The 14,654-nt window shown below is 69.8% G+C and carries 11 protein-coding genes and 1 riboswitch; of the genes, 7 read left to right on the forward strand and 4 right to left on the reverse strand.

What is annotated here, in order from left to right; translation table 11 throughout:
* Nucleotides 1-209: 209 nt before the first annotated feature.
* The 5 genes from aspD (at nucleotide 210) to OWM54_RS41240 (ending at nucleotide 6,685) form a co-directional block, all read left to right on the forward strand.
* Complete coding sequence (gene aspD, locus OWM54_RS41220; protein WP_267700870.1) at nucleotides 210-1,877, forward strand: aspartate 4-decarboxylase; 1,668 nt, start codon at nucleotides 210-212, stop codon at nucleotides 1,875-1,877.
* A gap of 36 nt (nucleotides 1,878-1,913) precedes the next feature.
* On the forward strand, nucleotides 1,914-3,080 hold the full coding sequence (locus OWM54_RS41225; RefSeq protein WP_223783367.1) for a type II asparaginase: 1,167 nt from the start codon (nucleotides 1,914-1,916) through the stop codon (nucleotides 3,078-3,080).
* Between the two features lie 24 nt (nucleotides 3,081-3,104).
* Nucleotides 3,105-4,244, forward strand: coding sequence for a hypothetical protein (locus tag OWM54_RS41230; protein WP_267700871.1), 1,140 nt, complete (start codon nucleotides 3,105-3,107; stop codon nucleotides 4,242-4,244).
* 110 nt (nucleotides 4,245-4,354) lie between these two features.
* Entirely contained in the window at nucleotides 4,355-5,245 is an 891-nt protein-coding gene (locus tag OWM54_RS41235) for a hypothetical protein (RefSeq protein WP_223749086.1), read from the forward strand.
* A 111-nt stretch (nucleotides 5,246-5,356) separates the two neighbouring features.
* A complete protein-coding gene (locus OWM54_RS41240) occupies nucleotides 5,357-6,685 on the forward strand; it encodes a DUF1254 domain-containing protein (protein WP_267700872.1) in 1,329 nt (442 codons plus the stop codon).
* Between the two features lie 448 nt (nucleotides 6,686-7,133).
* On the opposite strand, the gene OWM54_RS41245 is transcribed toward OWM54_RS41240, so the two are convergent.
* The 3 genes from OWM54_RS41245 to OWM54_RS41255 all read right to left on the reverse strand — a co-directional run bounded on the left by OWM54_RS41245 (nucleotide 7,134) and on the right by OWM54_RS41255 (nucleotide 11,001).
* The gene (locus OWM54_RS41245; RefSeq protein WP_267700873.1) at nucleotides 7,134-7,991 is read right to left on the reverse strand and encodes an SMI1/KNR4 family protein; all 858 of its coding nucleotides are present in this window, start codon (nucleotides 7,989-7,991) and stop codon (nucleotides 7,134-7,136) included.
* Nucleotides 7,992-8,349: 358 nt separating this feature from the next.
* Nucleotides 8,350-10,173 (reverse strand): aspartate:alanine exchanger family transporter, encoded by a 1,824-nt coding sequence (locus OWM54_RS41250; RefSeq protein ID WP_267700874.1) that lies wholly within the window; start codon nucleotides 10,171-10,173, stop codon nucleotides 8,350-8,352.
* A gap of 108 nt (nucleotides 10,174-10,281) precedes the next feature.
* Nucleotides 10,282-11,001: an outer membrane beta-barrel protein gene (locus tag OWM54_RS41255; RefSeq protein WP_223749082.1), complete on the reverse strand. Its 720-nt coding sequence runs from the start codon at nucleotides 10,999-11,001 to the stop codon at nucleotides 10,282-10,284.
* A gap of 179 nt (nucleotides 11,002-11,180) precedes the next feature.
* Here OWM54_RS41255 and OWM54_RS41260 point away from each other — a divergent pair, with 179 nt between their 5' ends.
* Together OWM54_RS41260 and sugE are read left to right on the forward strand one after the other, a co-directional pair.
* Complete coding sequence (locus OWM54_RS41260) at nucleotides 11,181-12,887, forward strand: SulP family inorganic anion transporter (RefSeq protein WP_420715366.1); 1,707 nt, start codon at nucleotides 11,181-11,183, stop codon at nucleotides 12,885-12,887.
* Nucleotides 12,888-12,981: 94 nt separating this feature from the next.
* A riboswitch (guanidine-III (ykkC-III) riboswitch) is annotated at nucleotides 12,982-13,051 on the forward strand.
* An 18-nt stretch (nucleotides 13,052-13,069) separates the two neighbouring features.
* Nucleotides 13,070-13,396, forward strand: a complete 327-nt coding sequence (sugE, locus tag OWM54_RS41265) for a quaternary ammonium compound efflux SMR transporter SugE (protein ID WP_223749081.1) — start codon at nucleotides 13,070-13,072, stop codon at nucleotides 13,394-13,396.
* A 6-nt stretch (nucleotides 13,397-13,402) separates the two neighbouring features.
* On the opposite strand, the gene OWM54_RS41270 is transcribed toward sugE, so the two are convergent.
* On the reverse strand, nucleotides 13,403-14,632 hold the full coding sequence (locus tag OWM54_RS41270; RefSeq protein WP_267700875.1) for a hypothetical protein: 1,230 nt from the start codon (nucleotides 14,630-14,632) through the stop codon (nucleotides 13,403-13,405).
* Between the last annotated feature and the right edge of the window lie 22 nt (nucleotides 14,633-14,654).

Consider the following 14,654-nt stretch of genomic DNA (forward strand, 5'->3'; position numbering starts at 1 on the left):
ACCGGTGGAGGGGCACGCTCGTGGCCCCAGGCGGCAAGCTGGGTGGCTTCGTCGCGCGGGACAACCGGGCCCCGCGGGGCGGGGCGACCGAGGGGCCCCGGGCGCTCGGAGGCACCCGGACCTGCGAGCGCCCGCGGCGTGTCCGCCTTCGGATTGGCGGCGTGTGCACGCGTGGACAACGTCCTGTCGCCAACGTGCAGGAGGGGCTCATGGAGACGAGGACCGAGACGGAGACGCGCGTGAGGGAGCAGACGGACACCACCACGCCCCGCGAGCTCCACAAGCTCAGCCCCTTCGAGCTGAAGGACACGCTCATCGAGATGGCGGACGAGTCCGCGAAGACGCGCGCGGCGGTGATGCTCAACGCGGGGCGGGGCAACCCCAACTGGATTGCCACCACGCCGCGCGAGGCGTTCTTCCTGATGGGGCAGTTCGCGCTGAGCGAGAGCCGCCGCACCTGGAACGAGCCCGAGGTGGGGCTGGCGGGCATGCCGAAGTCACCGGGCATCGCCCGGCGGCTGCGCGACTTCCTGGACGCACAGGAGGACAGCGCGGCCGTGAGGCTCCTGCGCGACTCGCTGGAGCACGGCGTGCGCGAGCTGGGCTTCGACGAGGACGCGTTCGTCTGGGAGCTCACCGACGCGGCCATCGGCGACAACTATCCGGTGCCGGACCGGATGCTCGTCCACGCGGAGCGAATCGTTCAGGCCTATCTGGCGAAGGAGATGTGTGATGGCCGTCCGCCGCCGGGGCGCTTCGACCTGTTCGCCGTCGAGGGCGGCACCGCGGCGATGACGTACATCTTCCGCTCGCTGATGGTGAACGGCCTGCTCCAGAAGGGGGACACCATCGCCCTGGGCACGCCCATCTTCACGCCCTACCTGGAGATTCCGCGCCTGGAGGAGTTCGACCTGCGCACGGTGGACATCCGGCAGAGCGAGATGACCGAGGAGGGGCGGCACTCATGGCAGTATCCGGAGTCGGAGCTGCGCAAGCTGGAGGACCCTCGCATCAAGGCCTTCTTCGTGGTCCACCCCGGCAACCCGGGCGCGACGGCGATGCGGCGTGAGTCGCTGGACCTGCTGGTGGACATCGTCCGGAAGAAGCGGCCGGACCTGCTGCTGCTGACGGATGACGTGTACGGCACGTTCGTGGAGGGCTTCCGCTCGCTCGCGGCGGAGCTGCCCCACAACACGCTGCTCGTCTACTCGTACTCGAAGCACTTCGGGTGCACCGGCTGGCGCCTGGGCGTGGTCGCGCTCCACGAGGACAACATCCTCGATGACATGATCGCGCGCCTTCCGGCCGCCCAGCGCGAGATGCTCGAGGAGCGCTACGGCTCCATCACCCTCGAGCCCGAGCGGCTGAAGTTCATCGACCGGATGGTGGCGGACAGCCGCGCGGTGGCGTTGAACCACACCGCGGGCCTGTCCCTGCCGCAGCAGCTCCAGATGTCGCTGTTCTCGCTGTTCGCGCTCCTGGACAAGGACGACGCGTACAAGAAGCGCTGCCGGCGCATCTGCCGCGAGCGGCTGGCCGCGCTGTACCAGGGCCTGGGCGTGGACCTGCCGGAGGACCCGCTGCGCTCGGCGTACTACCAGACGCTCGACCTGGAGGCGTGGGGGCGCAAGCACGTGGGGAAGGACTTCGTGGAGTACGAGGAGGCACGGCATGACCCGCTCGACATCGTGCTCGCGCTGGCGCGCAGGCATGGCGTGGTGCTGCTCAACGGCAGCGGCTTCGAGGGGCCGGAGTGGTCTGCCCGCGTGTCGCTGGCGAACCTGGACGACGAGGCCTACCCGCGCATCGGCCAGGGCCTGAAGGACATCGTCATCCGCGCCATCCAGGAGTGGAAGGGGCGCGAGCTGGACTCGTGAGCGCGCGAAGATGCCCACCTTCGACGGAGGCCCATCATGAATGGCTCGAAGAACTCGATGCGAGGACTGTTGTGCGCGGTCGGCCTGCTGCTGACGGGCGCGGGCATCGCCGCGCAGGAGGGCTCGGCGCGGCCCACGTCCCCAGGCGCGGAGGCGTCGTCGACCCGCGGGGCCCCGGCGGACACGAAGGCGAAGGACGGCAAGGACGCGGCGCCGCTGCAGTCGGTGCGCATCCTGGCGACGGGCGGCACCATCGCCGGCTCGCAGGGCAACCCCCAGGGGTATGGCTACAAGGCGGGGGCCTTCAAGGTGGCGGACCTCATCAAGAGCGTGCCGAACCTGGACAAGCTGGCGCGGCTATCCGGTGAGCAGGTGGTGAACATCGGCAGCCAGGACATGAACGACGCGGTGTGGCTGAAGCTGGCGAAGCGGACCAACGAGCTGCTGGCCTCGCCGGACGTGGACGCCGTCGTCGTCACGCACGGCACGGACACGCTGGAGGAGACGGCGTACTTCCTGGACCTGGTGGTCAAGAGCGACAAGCCGGTGGTCCTGGTGGGCTCCATGCGGCCCGCCACCGCCACCAGCGCGGACGGGCCGGGCAACCTCTACAACGCGGTGGCCGTGGCGGCGTCGCCGGAGGCGAAGGGGCGGGGCGTGCTCATCGTCATCAACGACGAAATCCACGCGGCCCGGAACGTGACGAAGACGAACACCACCAACGTGGAGACCTTCCGCAGCCTGAACCGCGGGCCCGCGGGCGTGGTCAACACGGGTGACATCCACTGGTTCGAGAAGATGGACAAGCGGCACACGGTGGACTCCGAGTTCTCCATCGCGGGCGAGAGCGCGCTGCCGCGCGTGGACATCCTCTACGCACACGCGAACATGAGCCCGGACCTCATCGACTCGGCGGTGAAGAACGGCGCCAAGGGGCTGGTCATCGCGGGGGTGGGGGATGGGAACATGACCCAGCCCGCGCTCGACACGCTGGCGAAGCACGTGAAGAAGGGCGTGGTGGTGGTGCGCAGCACGCGCCTGCCGAGCGGCCTGGTGCTGCGCAACAATGAAATCGACGACGACCAGAAGGGCTTCGTGGCCTCCGGGGAGCTGAACCCCGCGAAGTCGCGCGTGCTGCTCCAGCTGGCGCTGCTGGAGACGAAGGACCCCACGCGCGTCCAGCGGATGTTCGAGGAGTACTGAGGCCCTCCGCCTCGCGGTGCTCCCATGGTGGGCTCGGAGACGCTGTCGGACTTCTCGCTGGTGAGGGGCGGTCCATTCCAGACGCTGGGACGGCGGCTGCGCGGTGTCGAGCCGCGCCGCTCCGGCCTCTTCGCGCTCGTGCTCGCGTTGGGGTGCTGGGGGCCGCTGGTCCTGATGACGTGGATGCAGGGGGGCGACGCCCCGCGCCTGCTGCTTCGGGATCTCCAGGTCCATGGCGAGCTGCTGCTGTCGCTGCCGGTGCTCGTGGCGTCGGGGCCCTACATCGACAGCCGCCTGGGCGCGGCGGCGCGTCAGTTCCTCCGGGCGGACCTGGTGGGCGAGCGGGGACGGGGCGCGCTGGAGGCGCTGGCCCGGAGGTGCACGCGGTGGTGTGACTCGGCGGGCGTGGAGCTGCTGCTGCTGGGGCTGGTCATCGCGTTCGCGTGGCTCACCTCGCCGGACCCGTCGCGGGCGTGGCAGGTGTCATCCTGGGGCCAGCCGTCGCTCGCGGGCGGCTGGTACCTCTGCGTGGCCCAGCCGCTGGTGCGCTTCCTGGTGCTGCGGTGGCTGTGGCGCGGAGTCGTGTGGGCGGTCTTCCTGCTGCGCGTCTCGCGGCTTCCGCTTCGCCTGGCCTTCACGCACCCGGACCAGTCGGGCGGCCTGGGGTTCCTGGCCGTCTGTCAGGCCAGCTTCGCGCCGGTGGTGTTCGCGGTGTCCGTGCCGGTGGCGTCATACTCGTTCCGGACGAACGCCGCCGCCATCACCGAGTCCCCGCTGGTCTACATCATGCCCCAGGTCCTCTACGCCGTGCTGGCCTGCCTGGCCGTCTTCGCGCCACTGGCGTGCTTCTTCCGGCCGCTGGTGGCGGCGAAGCGGCGAGGGGACCCGTGGTTCTCCGCCGTCGCGGCGCACCACTCGCGCGAGTTCGAGGACCGGTGGTTCCAGAAGAAGCCCGAGCTCCCCGCGCTCGGCGCGCCGGACTTCTCGTCGCTGGCGGACCTGGGCTCGTCCTTCATGGTGGCTCGCAAGATGAAGCTGTTCCCGTGGGACCAGCGCGGGCTGCTGGCGGTGGGAGCGGCCGGGCTGGCGCCGCTCGTCATCCTGCTGATGGTGGACCGGCAGTTCCTGGCGGTGGTGAACCAGCTGCGCCAGAGCATGAGCTGAGCGGCGGCCTGCGCTCGGGTGCCTGTCCGCCGAGGACTGTCGGCAGGGGGCGGACGTGAGGATATCCAACGACGGCGGCCGGTGTGCATGCCGCTTGGAAGGAGGCGAGCATGCTCAGGACCCTGGCCGTGTTCGTGCTGGGCAACATCGTCACCCTGTTCATGTTCACCCAGGGCCTGGAGCGAAGGCCCGGTGACATCCGGCACGTCCTGGAGCGCCCGGCGCTGTATGCGCGCTCGCTGCTGGTGGTGCTCCTGCTGGTGCCGTTGGTGGCCATCGCGTTGGTCCATGTCTTCCGGCTGCCGACGGTGGTGGCCAGCGCCGTGCTGCTGATGGCCGTCTGTCCGGGCGCGCCGCTCCAGGTGAACCAGGCACGCTCCCTGGGCGCCAGCAGCACCACGTCCCTCAACCTGTTGTTGCTGCTCAGCCTCTGCGCGCTGGTGACGGTGCCGCTCTGGGTGCGGGGCGTGGACCGGCTCCTGGGCGTCGAGTTCAGGGCGGCGCCGAGCCTGGTCTTCCGGCTGCTGCTGGTGAAGATCGTCCCTCCGCTCATGGTGGGAGTCGCGGTGGGGCACTACTTCCCGAGCCTGGCCCGGACGCTCGCGCGCTGGTGTGGTCGGGTGTTCAACGTGCTGCTCATCGCCGTGTCGGTGGGCGTGCTCTTCATCGTCGGTCCGAAGCTCATCCACACCGCGTGGCTCGCGGTGGTGGCGTTGGTGTTGCTGGTGACGATCTCGGCCGTGCTGGGACACTGGGCGGGGGCGCCGCGAATGGAGGACCGCAAGGCGGTGGTGCTGGCCGCGGCCTTCGCGCACCCGGTGTTGTCGATGACCATCATCACCCAGAGCTATCCGAACTACCGGGCGCTCGAGGTGGCGGGTGTGGTGGGTGCGTACGTCGTCATCCGCGTCCTGGCGCTGACCCCGTACAAGCTGTGGGTGAAGCGCCATGGAGAGTCCGAGGGCTCGAAGCGGGTTCCTCCGGGTGGCGTGCCGGCGTAGCGGGCTCACCTCCTGTCGTCCGGCGACGGTGTTGCCCGGGTGGAAGTGGCGGCTCAGCTTGCGGGCATGAGCCGGGCTTCGGACCCGGCACCCACGCCATCGAGGTGAGTCATGTTGGAGCAATCGACCACGGGGCTGTCGCCCCAGGAGGCGCGAGACATCGCGCGTGAGGCGTATGTCTTCGGCCTGCCCCTGGTGGAGCACTACCGGCTGTTCGCGCTGAACTTCCGTCCGGAGTCGCCACAGCTCCGGCCCGCCAACCAGTTCCTGCACTTCTCCCGGCTGTTCACCTCCGAGGACCGGGAGGTCGTCTCCCCGAACAACGACACGCTCTACTCGGTGGCGGTGTTGGACCTGCGAGGCGGGCCCGTGGTGGTGGAGACGCCGGAGCTGAACGGGCGCTACTTCTGCATCCAGCTGGTCGACATCACGACGAACAACCTGCCGTACATCGGCACGCGGGCCACGGGCACGGCCCCCGGGCGGTTCGTCGTCTCGGGGCCTGACTGGACGGGGCCGCTGCCCGAGCCGCTGAAGGACGCGAGCATCATCCGCTCCGACTCCTGGTTCGTGGCTGCGCTGCTGCGCGTCGGCGTGGACGGTCCGAAGGACCTGGCGGCCGCGGTCCCGCTCCAGCGGGAGTTCAAGGCGACGCCGCTCCACGTGTTCTCCGGGCTGCCGGCGCCGAAGCTCCCCGAGGTGTCGTGGCCTCCGTACTTCGATGACAAGGCGGACGCGTCGCTGAAGGCGTTCGAGTACATCAACTTCATGATGCGGTGGCACCGCTTCTCCGATGCGGAGCGACCGCTGCTGGCAAGGCTCGCGCGCGTCGGGGTGCGCCCCGGGGAGTCCTTCGACGCGAAGTCGCTGCCACCGGACCTCCGTGACGCGATGCTGGCGGGAGTCCGCGAGGCCCGCGAGTCCATCCAGCAGCGGCCGATGCTGCATCAGGGGTGGGAGCTGCCGGACCCGAAGGTGGGTGACTTCGGCGACGACTACGCGCTGCGCGCCCGCGTGGCGTGGAACTACCTCTACGCGAACTCAGCGGCCGAGGCCGTCTATCCCATCACCCACCTGGATGGCGCCGGCCGTCCGCTCGATGGGGCGCGTGCCCGCTACGTGCTGCGCTTCCCGAAGGAGGCGATTCCTCCGGTGCGCTTCTTCTGGTCCCTCACCGCGTACGACGCGAAGAGCCACATGCTGGTGGAGAACGACATCCACCGGTACTCGCTGGGAGATCGCTCGCGCACGTTGAGGCGGTCCGAGGATGGCTCCATCTCGTTCTTCCTCCAGAGCACGCCCCCGGAGGCCGCGCGTCAGTCCAACTGGCTGCCGGTGCCCACAGGGCCGTTCTATCTCCTGCTGCGGCTCTATGGTCCCACCGAGGCCGCGCTCCGGGGGCGTTATGTGCCTCCAGCCGTCGAGGCGCTGAACGACTGAGCCCCGGCTCCCCCGGGACGACGCGAGTGTCGTCCGTTGACGCTCGCGCCGTCCCGGGCGGCCGGGAGGTCCGCCCCGCGGGGTGGGGCGGATTGTCGGCCCTCGTATCCGTCCGGTCAGCGACGGGGCGTGAGCGGTTGAAGGCGGACGAGGTCCGTGCCCAGCAGACGCCGCGACCGGAGGAGCGTTCAGGGCTGGGGCTGGAAGCGTGACTCGGGCGGACCGGTGATCTGCTGACGCTTCCACTCGTGAGGCGGCAGCTCCGCGATGCGCGAGTTGGGGTTGGTAGGGCCCTTCGTTCAGCTCCGCGACCGGCTCGCACGCGAGGCTGCAGAACGGGCACGCGGTGGACGCGCATCGGATGTGACGTTGGCAACCAGCACAGGTGCGAAGGCCCATGGACCGAGGCTACCCGTGAGCCGTGGTGGTTGACCTCGAGCCGCCGACGTCAGGCGCGAACGACGCGGCCTCGGTACACGCCCAGCATGCTCAAGTCGTCGGGGGCGCGCGGCGGGCGGTCCTCGAACGTCCATGCGTTGTCGAGCAAGAGGCCGTCCACGCTGGATGCGACGGTGCTCGTGTCTTTCAGCGGGCCGCCGATGGCCCGCGAGGCCACCGCGAGCGCCTCCGGCTCCCAATCTTCTGCTCCTGAGAATCCCCACACCCACCGATTGGCGTCGACCTGAACATAGAGGTTCCAGAATGGGCGCATCGCCGCGCCGAGGGAGCACACGACGATGGCGTCGCCGACCCCCAGCGTCCCCACATGGACCGCGCTCTCCCTGCTCCACCCGCCGATCCGCATCAGCGCCCCCTGCTCTCGAACCGGCTTGCTCTCCCAGGTGCGCAGTGCGCTGGCCACGAGTGCCGCGAGCGAGGGCGCCCAAATGGGGCGCGAGGCGTCGTCGTGTCGGTACTCGACCAGCTGGCCGGCCTCGGTTCCCGACAGCACATACGCGACGTGGTCGCCGTTGCCCTTCGTGAGCACGGGAACCCAATGTTCGGAGAACCGCGCACCGTCACTGTCGAACCCGAGGAGAAACCGACGAGTCGAGATCGCCTCGACGCAGCCCATCATCGAGTAAACGCTCGAGCCATCGAACGACACCAGCGCGGTCCCATCGTGCCAGCTGAACAGGGCGCGAAGGTCGCCTGGCAGCGCCGTCCCGAGCTCGGCCTCGAGCCCGGCCAGCTGCTCGGGCGCAGCCGGAGGTAGGAACGAGGCGTGCCCCCCGGGGTCGGCGCGGCGGATGGCCACATCGAGACGTTCGAGAGCGCGGACGAGATCCTTGGGAGCCTGCGGCATCGAACGACATCACCACTGGAGGGACGCTGCGTCAAAGATCTCCGCGAATCAGACGCGAGAGCCCGCGGCGACCTCTCGATCACCGCGGACCTTCGGGTGTGCAGGCGGCTCAGCGCTCGGGGGCGGTAACCGACCGATGGGAGACGTCCGACGGATGCACTCGTCCACTCGCACCGCATGAAAGCCGCGCGTGGAGGTCAGGGGCGCCGAGGCTTGCCTGACTTCAGGAGGAGTCCGGCGCGAAGGAGGAGGACGGCTGCCAGCGGTGCGGCCGCAACTCGTCCAGCGAAGTCCAGCAGCGCCTGTCGGGTGGCGCCGTCGTTCCACGAGGGAAGGGGCTTGCTCATGGCGGCCTCACTCAGCCCATCAGGGCGAACAGGTAGCAGATGAGGGTCAGCAGCAGGTTGGAGATGGCGAACGTCACCGGGTAGCCGATGGCGGGGACGATGCTCTTCGACGCCTCCTGCGCCGCCCTCATGCCGGCGCTGTTGCACCGGGCTCCCGCGATGGCGCCCATCAGCACCGCGCTGTTCATCTTGAAGATGTACTGGCCCACCATCCAACCGATGATGGGCGGGATGAAGGCCGCGATGGAGCCGATGATGAGCGTGGGCCCCAGGAGGCCGCCCTCGATGGCGTGCGCCACGCCCGCGCCGGAGTTCAGGCCGAGGATGGCGATGAAGACATTCAGCCCCACATCCTCGAGCAGCTGACGCGCGGACTCCGGGAACGGGCCGCCGAGCGCGGGGTTGTGCGTGCGCAGGATGCTCAGGCCGATGCTGACGATGAGCAGGCCCACCGCCGAGCCCAGGCTGAACTTGATGCCGTAGAGCGGAACCGTGATCGCGCCGAGCAGCGCGCCCGCCGCGAGCCCCAGGCCGAGGGTGATGATGTCCGTGGAGAGGCTCGGCTTCACGGGCGGACCGAGCACCTTGCGCAGGTCCGCCACCCGCTTGGGGCTGCCGGTGATGCGCAACACGTCGCCCTTGTTCACCACCTGCTCACGGCTGACCGGCAGCTGGTCACCCGCGCGGAACAGGGCGTTGAGGTAGATGCCGTGGCCCATGCGCAGCGCGAGCTCTCCCAGCGTCTTTCCGACGACCTGCTTGTCGTGGACGATGAACTCCACCGTGTCGAACTTCACGTTGCGCAGCTTGGAGTCGTCCACCTCCGGGCCGATGTGCGGCCCACCCGCCAGCAGCAGCGACACGGGGCCGAGCATCGCCACCTCGTCGCCCCGGCTCAGCACCAGGTCCGGCGGCGGGTTGTAGACGCGGCCGTCGTGGTAGACGCGCTCGATGGCCACGCGAGGGTGCGCATGGTCCAGGTCCGCCACGGTGCGCCCCTCGAGCGCGGGGTTCTCCACGCGGAACACCCGCAGGTCCAACGGCATGTAGCCCCGGATGAACGAGTCCGCCGTGCCCGGCAGCGGCGCGGAGTCCTCGCCCGCCAGCTCCTTCTCCATCTTCTTGCCGTCCGCCACCGCGTCGCGGCCGAACATCTTCGGCATCACCGACATCATCACGGTGAAGAGCACCATGCTGATGCAGTAGAGGAACGCGTAGGACGTCGTCAGGTTCCCGGGCGCCTGCCGCGCGGCGTCCCCCGTCAGCGCCGCCGAGCCGCTCGCCAGCGCCGCCTGCGCCGCGCCGAAGCCCGGCGTCGCCGTGTTCGCGCCGGAGAGGATGCCCGCGAGCAGACCGGGCGCCAGGTGCGTGAAGTACCGCGAGGCGTAGACCAGCGCGGCCGACAGCAGCGGCACCAGCAGGGACAGGAGGATGAGGTGCTTGCCCTCGCGATGGATGCCGCCGAGGAACTGGGGACCCACCTTCATGCCGATGGCGAAGATGAAGAGGTTGAAGAACACCGTGCTGGTGAACTCCGGCAGGGCGTATTCGATCTGGTAGGCGTCGAAGGCCCAGAAGCTGACGATGAGGGCCAGCAGCAGCGTGGCCGCCGTGGAGCCCATGCCCACGCCCTTCACCTTCAGCTCGCCGAGCGCGTAGCCGACGGCCACGACGAGGAAGAGCAGGATGAAGGGCTGCCGGCGCATGTAGTCCAGCACCACGCCGAAGACGCCGTGGGGGTGGGGTTGCACGGCGGGCGCCGGCTGACCCTGTGCGAAGGCGATGACCGCGAGGCCCACGACGGCGGCGCCCGCGAGCAGGGCGGTATGGCGCATCTGGCTTCTCATGCGTGCATCCCTCCAGCGTTTCCGGTCAAGGTAGGGCGCGAGGCTCCTCGCCGGACGTGCCCCACGGGGAGAGGCGGCCGACGCGCCGGCCCGTCGTCAGAAGCGCAGCCCCAGGTTGATGGGCAGGTACTGGCCGTTCGCCCGGCGCGCGCCCGTGGCCGTCTGGTACTCGGGGCCGAAGATGTGGTGGTAGCGCGCCTCCAGATACACGCGCACCGTGCCGTAGAGCCGGTACGTGAGGCCCACGCCGCCATTCACGCCGATGTCCGTGGAGCTGCGCGAGTCGAGGATGACGTCCACCGGGACGACCTCCGTGTAGCAGGTGAAGAAATAGGGATCACACACGGGGACGAGCCCCGTGCCGGCGAACTGGGTGAGCTCCACCTTGCGGTAGTAGAGGCCCGGTCCCGCCGTCACGTAGAGCCCGAGGCGCCTGCCCGACAGCAGGCCGAGGAAGAGGTTGAGGTCTCCGTACTGCATGATGTGATCGCCGGAGACGCGCTCGTCGGGGAGGACGTCGCTCTTCAGGTTGTAGTCGCTGTATTGGTACTCGGCGCGGAGGCCGAAGTGCTCGGTGAAGTGGTAGCCGCCGCCGAGAAGGAAGCCCCAGCCCGCCTTGAAGCGGCTGTGTGATTCGCCGACGGGGAAGACGAGGCCGACCCCCAGGTTGAAGGTGAAGCGCCCGGCCATCGGCGGCGAGTCCTCCACGAAGCCCGCGGCGGGGTCCTCCGCGACTTGTCTCAGCGGACCTCCTCGCGCGACCCAGGGGACGAGCAGCGAGGACAACAGCACGAGCCTGGCGATGCACCGAGGCATGCGACCTCCTCACGACATGGCTCGCTGAAGCTGGGGACGTGGTGCCCTGGGGGCCGCGCGCGGCGCGGGCTCGTGGCTCCCTCTCGCGCCGGGTCGTCGTGGCGTGTTGGACAGCGTCGCCCGGCTGCCCCTCCCCCGGGGCCCGTGCCGCGGCGGGCCCGAGGACACATCGTCGAGGCGTGACGAGGCTCACGGCGACAGCAGGCTGGCGACGCGCCCGACGGAACGTGCCGGGGCTGGGGTGGATGTCCACCTACTCGCGGGCCTGGCTGCGCCCGGACCTGCTCTCCGCGCTGACGATTGGCGCGATGCTGGTGCCGCAGGGACTGGCGTACGCGCAGATTGTCGGCGTGCGCCCGGTCACCGGCCTGTACGCGGGCGTGGCGGCCATGCTGGCCTACGCGCTCTTCGGTCCCTCGCGTCACCTGATGCTGGGGCCGGAGGCGGGCGCGGCCATCATCGCCGCGAGCGCCCTGGGCGGCGTCGTGTCGGGAGACGACCCCGCGCGGTATGCGTCGCTCGCGGCGCTGCTGGCGCTGATGGTGGGGCTGTTGAGCCTGGCGGCGGGCCTGCTCAAGACGGGAGCGCTGGCGGACTTCCTCTCCAAGCCCATCCTCATCGGCTACACGAACGGGGCCGCGCTCATCATCATCGGCAGCCAGCTGGCGCGGATGTTCGGCCTGGAGCGGCGGGCCGAGGACTTCCCGGGGCAGGTGCTGGAGGTCGGCCGCAACCTGCACGGCATGCACCTGCCCACGGTGCTGCTGGGGGTGGGCATCATCGGGTGTCTGGTCCTGCTGAGGCAGTGGCTCCCGAGGCTGCCGGGGCCGCTCATCCTGGTGGTGCTCACCACCGTGGCGGCGAGCGTGTTCCAGCTCCACCACGCGGGGGTGAAGGTGGTGGGGCCCATCGCCTCGGCGCCGCCGTCGTTCGGGTTGCCCCGGGTGGGCTTCTCGGATGTGCGGGCCTTGCTGCCCGCGGCGCTCAGCCTGGCGCTGGTGAACTACGCGGGCTCGGTGCTCGCGGGGCGGCTGTATGCCGACAAGCACCACTACCGGCTGGACGGGAACCAGGAGCTGCTCGGGCAGGCCGCGGCGAACGTGGCGTGTGCCTTCACGCAAGGGTTCCCGGTGACGGGAAGTGACTCGCGCACGGCGGTCAACGACGCGATGGGCGGGAGGTCGCAGCTGGTGGGCGTGGTGGCCGCGGTGCTGGTCGCCGTGTTCGCGCTCTTCTTCACGCCGCTGCTCCAGAGCCTGCCGCTGGTGACGCTGGGGGCCATCGTCATCGTCGCGGCGGTGTACCTTGTGGACGTGTCCTCGCTCGTGGCCCTGTGGCGGATGCGGCGCGTGGAGGCGGTGCTGGCGGTGGTGACGACGGTGGCGGTGCTGGTGCTCGGCATCCTCCAGGGCATCCTCGTCGCCGTCGCGCTCGCGCTGGGGGACCTCATCCGACGTGCCGCGCATCCCCACGACGCGGTGCTCGGCGAGCGCGAGGGCGTGTCCGGGTGGCACGACGTGACACGGCACGAGGGCACGCGCACCGTTCCGGGGCTCCTGGTGTATCGCTTCGATGCGCCGATGTTCTTCGCCAACGCGCGGCACCTGCGCGAGCAGGTGCGCGTCCTGGTGGCCCGGGCGTCCCCTCCCGTGCGCGAGGTGGTGCTGGACGCGAGCGCCGTGTTCGACCTGGACGTCACGGCGGCGGAGGGGCTGGAGAAGCTGCGCCAGGAGCTGGAGGACGAGGGCATCGTCCTGGTCATCGCGGACGCGAACGCGCCGCTGCGAGGCATGCTGCGGCGCACGGGGATGATGGAGCGACTGGGGGAACAGAACGTCTACCTCACCGTGGAGGCCGCCGTGGCGCGGTTCCAGGCCTTGCATTGACGTGGGGCCCCAGCCGGCCGCCCGCCTGGGGAATGAAGGGGGATTCGAGGACGTTGAAGACAGAGGGGCGAGGCGCTATAGACCTCGCCGTCCGTCGTTCCCAGGGTGGGTTCGGCGGGCCCGGACGAGGTGCGCCGTACCCGGTCACGACAAGACGACGCTCATCTCTGGAGTCGTACGTCATGGCGTGGATCATTCTCGTCATCGCGGGTCTGCTCGAGGTGTGCTGGGCCATCGGCCTCAAGTACACCGAGGGCTTCACCCGTCTTGTTCCCAGCATCCTCACGGGCACGGCCATCGTGGCCAGCATGTTCCTGCTGTCCACGGCGGCGAAGACGCTGCCCATCGGCACGGCCTACGCGGTGTGGGTGGGCATCGGGGCGCTCGGCGCCGCGGTGCTGGGCGTGGTGCTCTTCCACGAGCCGCTCACCCCGATGCGCATCGTGTTCCTGTCGATGCTGCTGGTCGCCATCATCGGTCTGAAGGCGACGAGCGGCGCGGACCCCTGACGGGGCTCACCAGACGTAGCGCAGGATGAGCTGTCCATAGGACAGCGTCGGGTCTCCGGAGCTCTGCTGCGAGCCCTCGTCGCCGTAGCCCCGCTGGGGCTCGCCATTCAGCATCACCACCGCGCCCAGGCCGAGCTGGAGGTTGGCTCGGCCCGAGTAGTAGACGCCGAGCCCCAGCGAGCTGTTCTTCAACGTCCGGTCCGAGCGCCCGAGCTCCTCCTGGCGGCCGGTGCGGAACAGGTATTCGCCCATCACCGCCACCGGCACCGACGTGGTGGGGTAGAGGTCCAGGGCCGCCGCGAGCGAGAAGAAGAAGCGCACCGCGTGGGTCTTCTGCTCCAGGCGGTCCCCGAGGATGCGGTCGAACGGCCTGCGCTTCTGCCAGGCGTACTCCGCCAGCGCCGAGCCCTGCAGCGAGAACATCCGCCCCAGCGTCTGCGCCGCGTAGACGCCGCCGTTCGCCGTCGTCTCCTCGCTGGGGACGAACAGGAACTGTCCCAGGCTGCCGTTGATGATCTGCTCCACCGTGACCTGGGGCGTCTCGACGATGGCGTTGATGAGGGGCAGCAGGGTGATTTCGCGCCCCTTGTCGTAGCCGAAGTTCGCCCGGACGGAGACCTGCGTCCCGCTGTGCTCGCTGCGGAACAGCCGCACCACGCCGCCCACCTGGCCCAGCAGGTTCACCGTGGCGCCGGAGGACAGCAGGCCGTCCGCGTTGGTGCCGGTGATGATGGTGGCCCGGCCGAAGCCCGCGATGCCCAGCCAGTCGGTGATGCTCAGGCTCAAGTCCAGCGTCTGCTGGACACCGGTGAGCGTCACGTCCAGGGGCTGCAGGTCATTCACCGGCACATCGGGGATGTCATAGAGCGCCAGGCCCTCGCGGATGCCGACGTGCGAGGTGACGAACGCGCTCTGCTGGAGGATGGGGAACACGTAGGTGTGTCCCGCGAGTTGGCGGGTGCGCGCGCCGCAGGGCTCCTGGCAGGACTCCGCGCCCGAGGGCGCACCCGCCGCGACTCCCGCACCGAGCAACAGGCCCACGCCGAGGCTTCGAAGAAGGGTCTTCATCTCGGGGAACGTGGGGAACGTGGCCACTGCGGACCATTGCCCCGCGCGCGCGGTCAGCGTCGCGACGAAGACAGCCCACGGGTGGACGACGCGAGCGCCGTCGTTCCACGGACATTGATGGGCGGGGAGTTGGAGCTCGGTGCTCTGCGTGGGCCCGGGGAGGGGCATCTTGCGCGCGCTTTTCGGGGAG

The sequence above is a fragment of the Myxococcus sp. MISCRS1 genome, from assembly GCF_026626605.1.
GTDB lineage: Bacteria > Myxococcota > Myxococcia > Myxococcales > Myxococcaceae > Myxococcus > Myxococcus fulvus.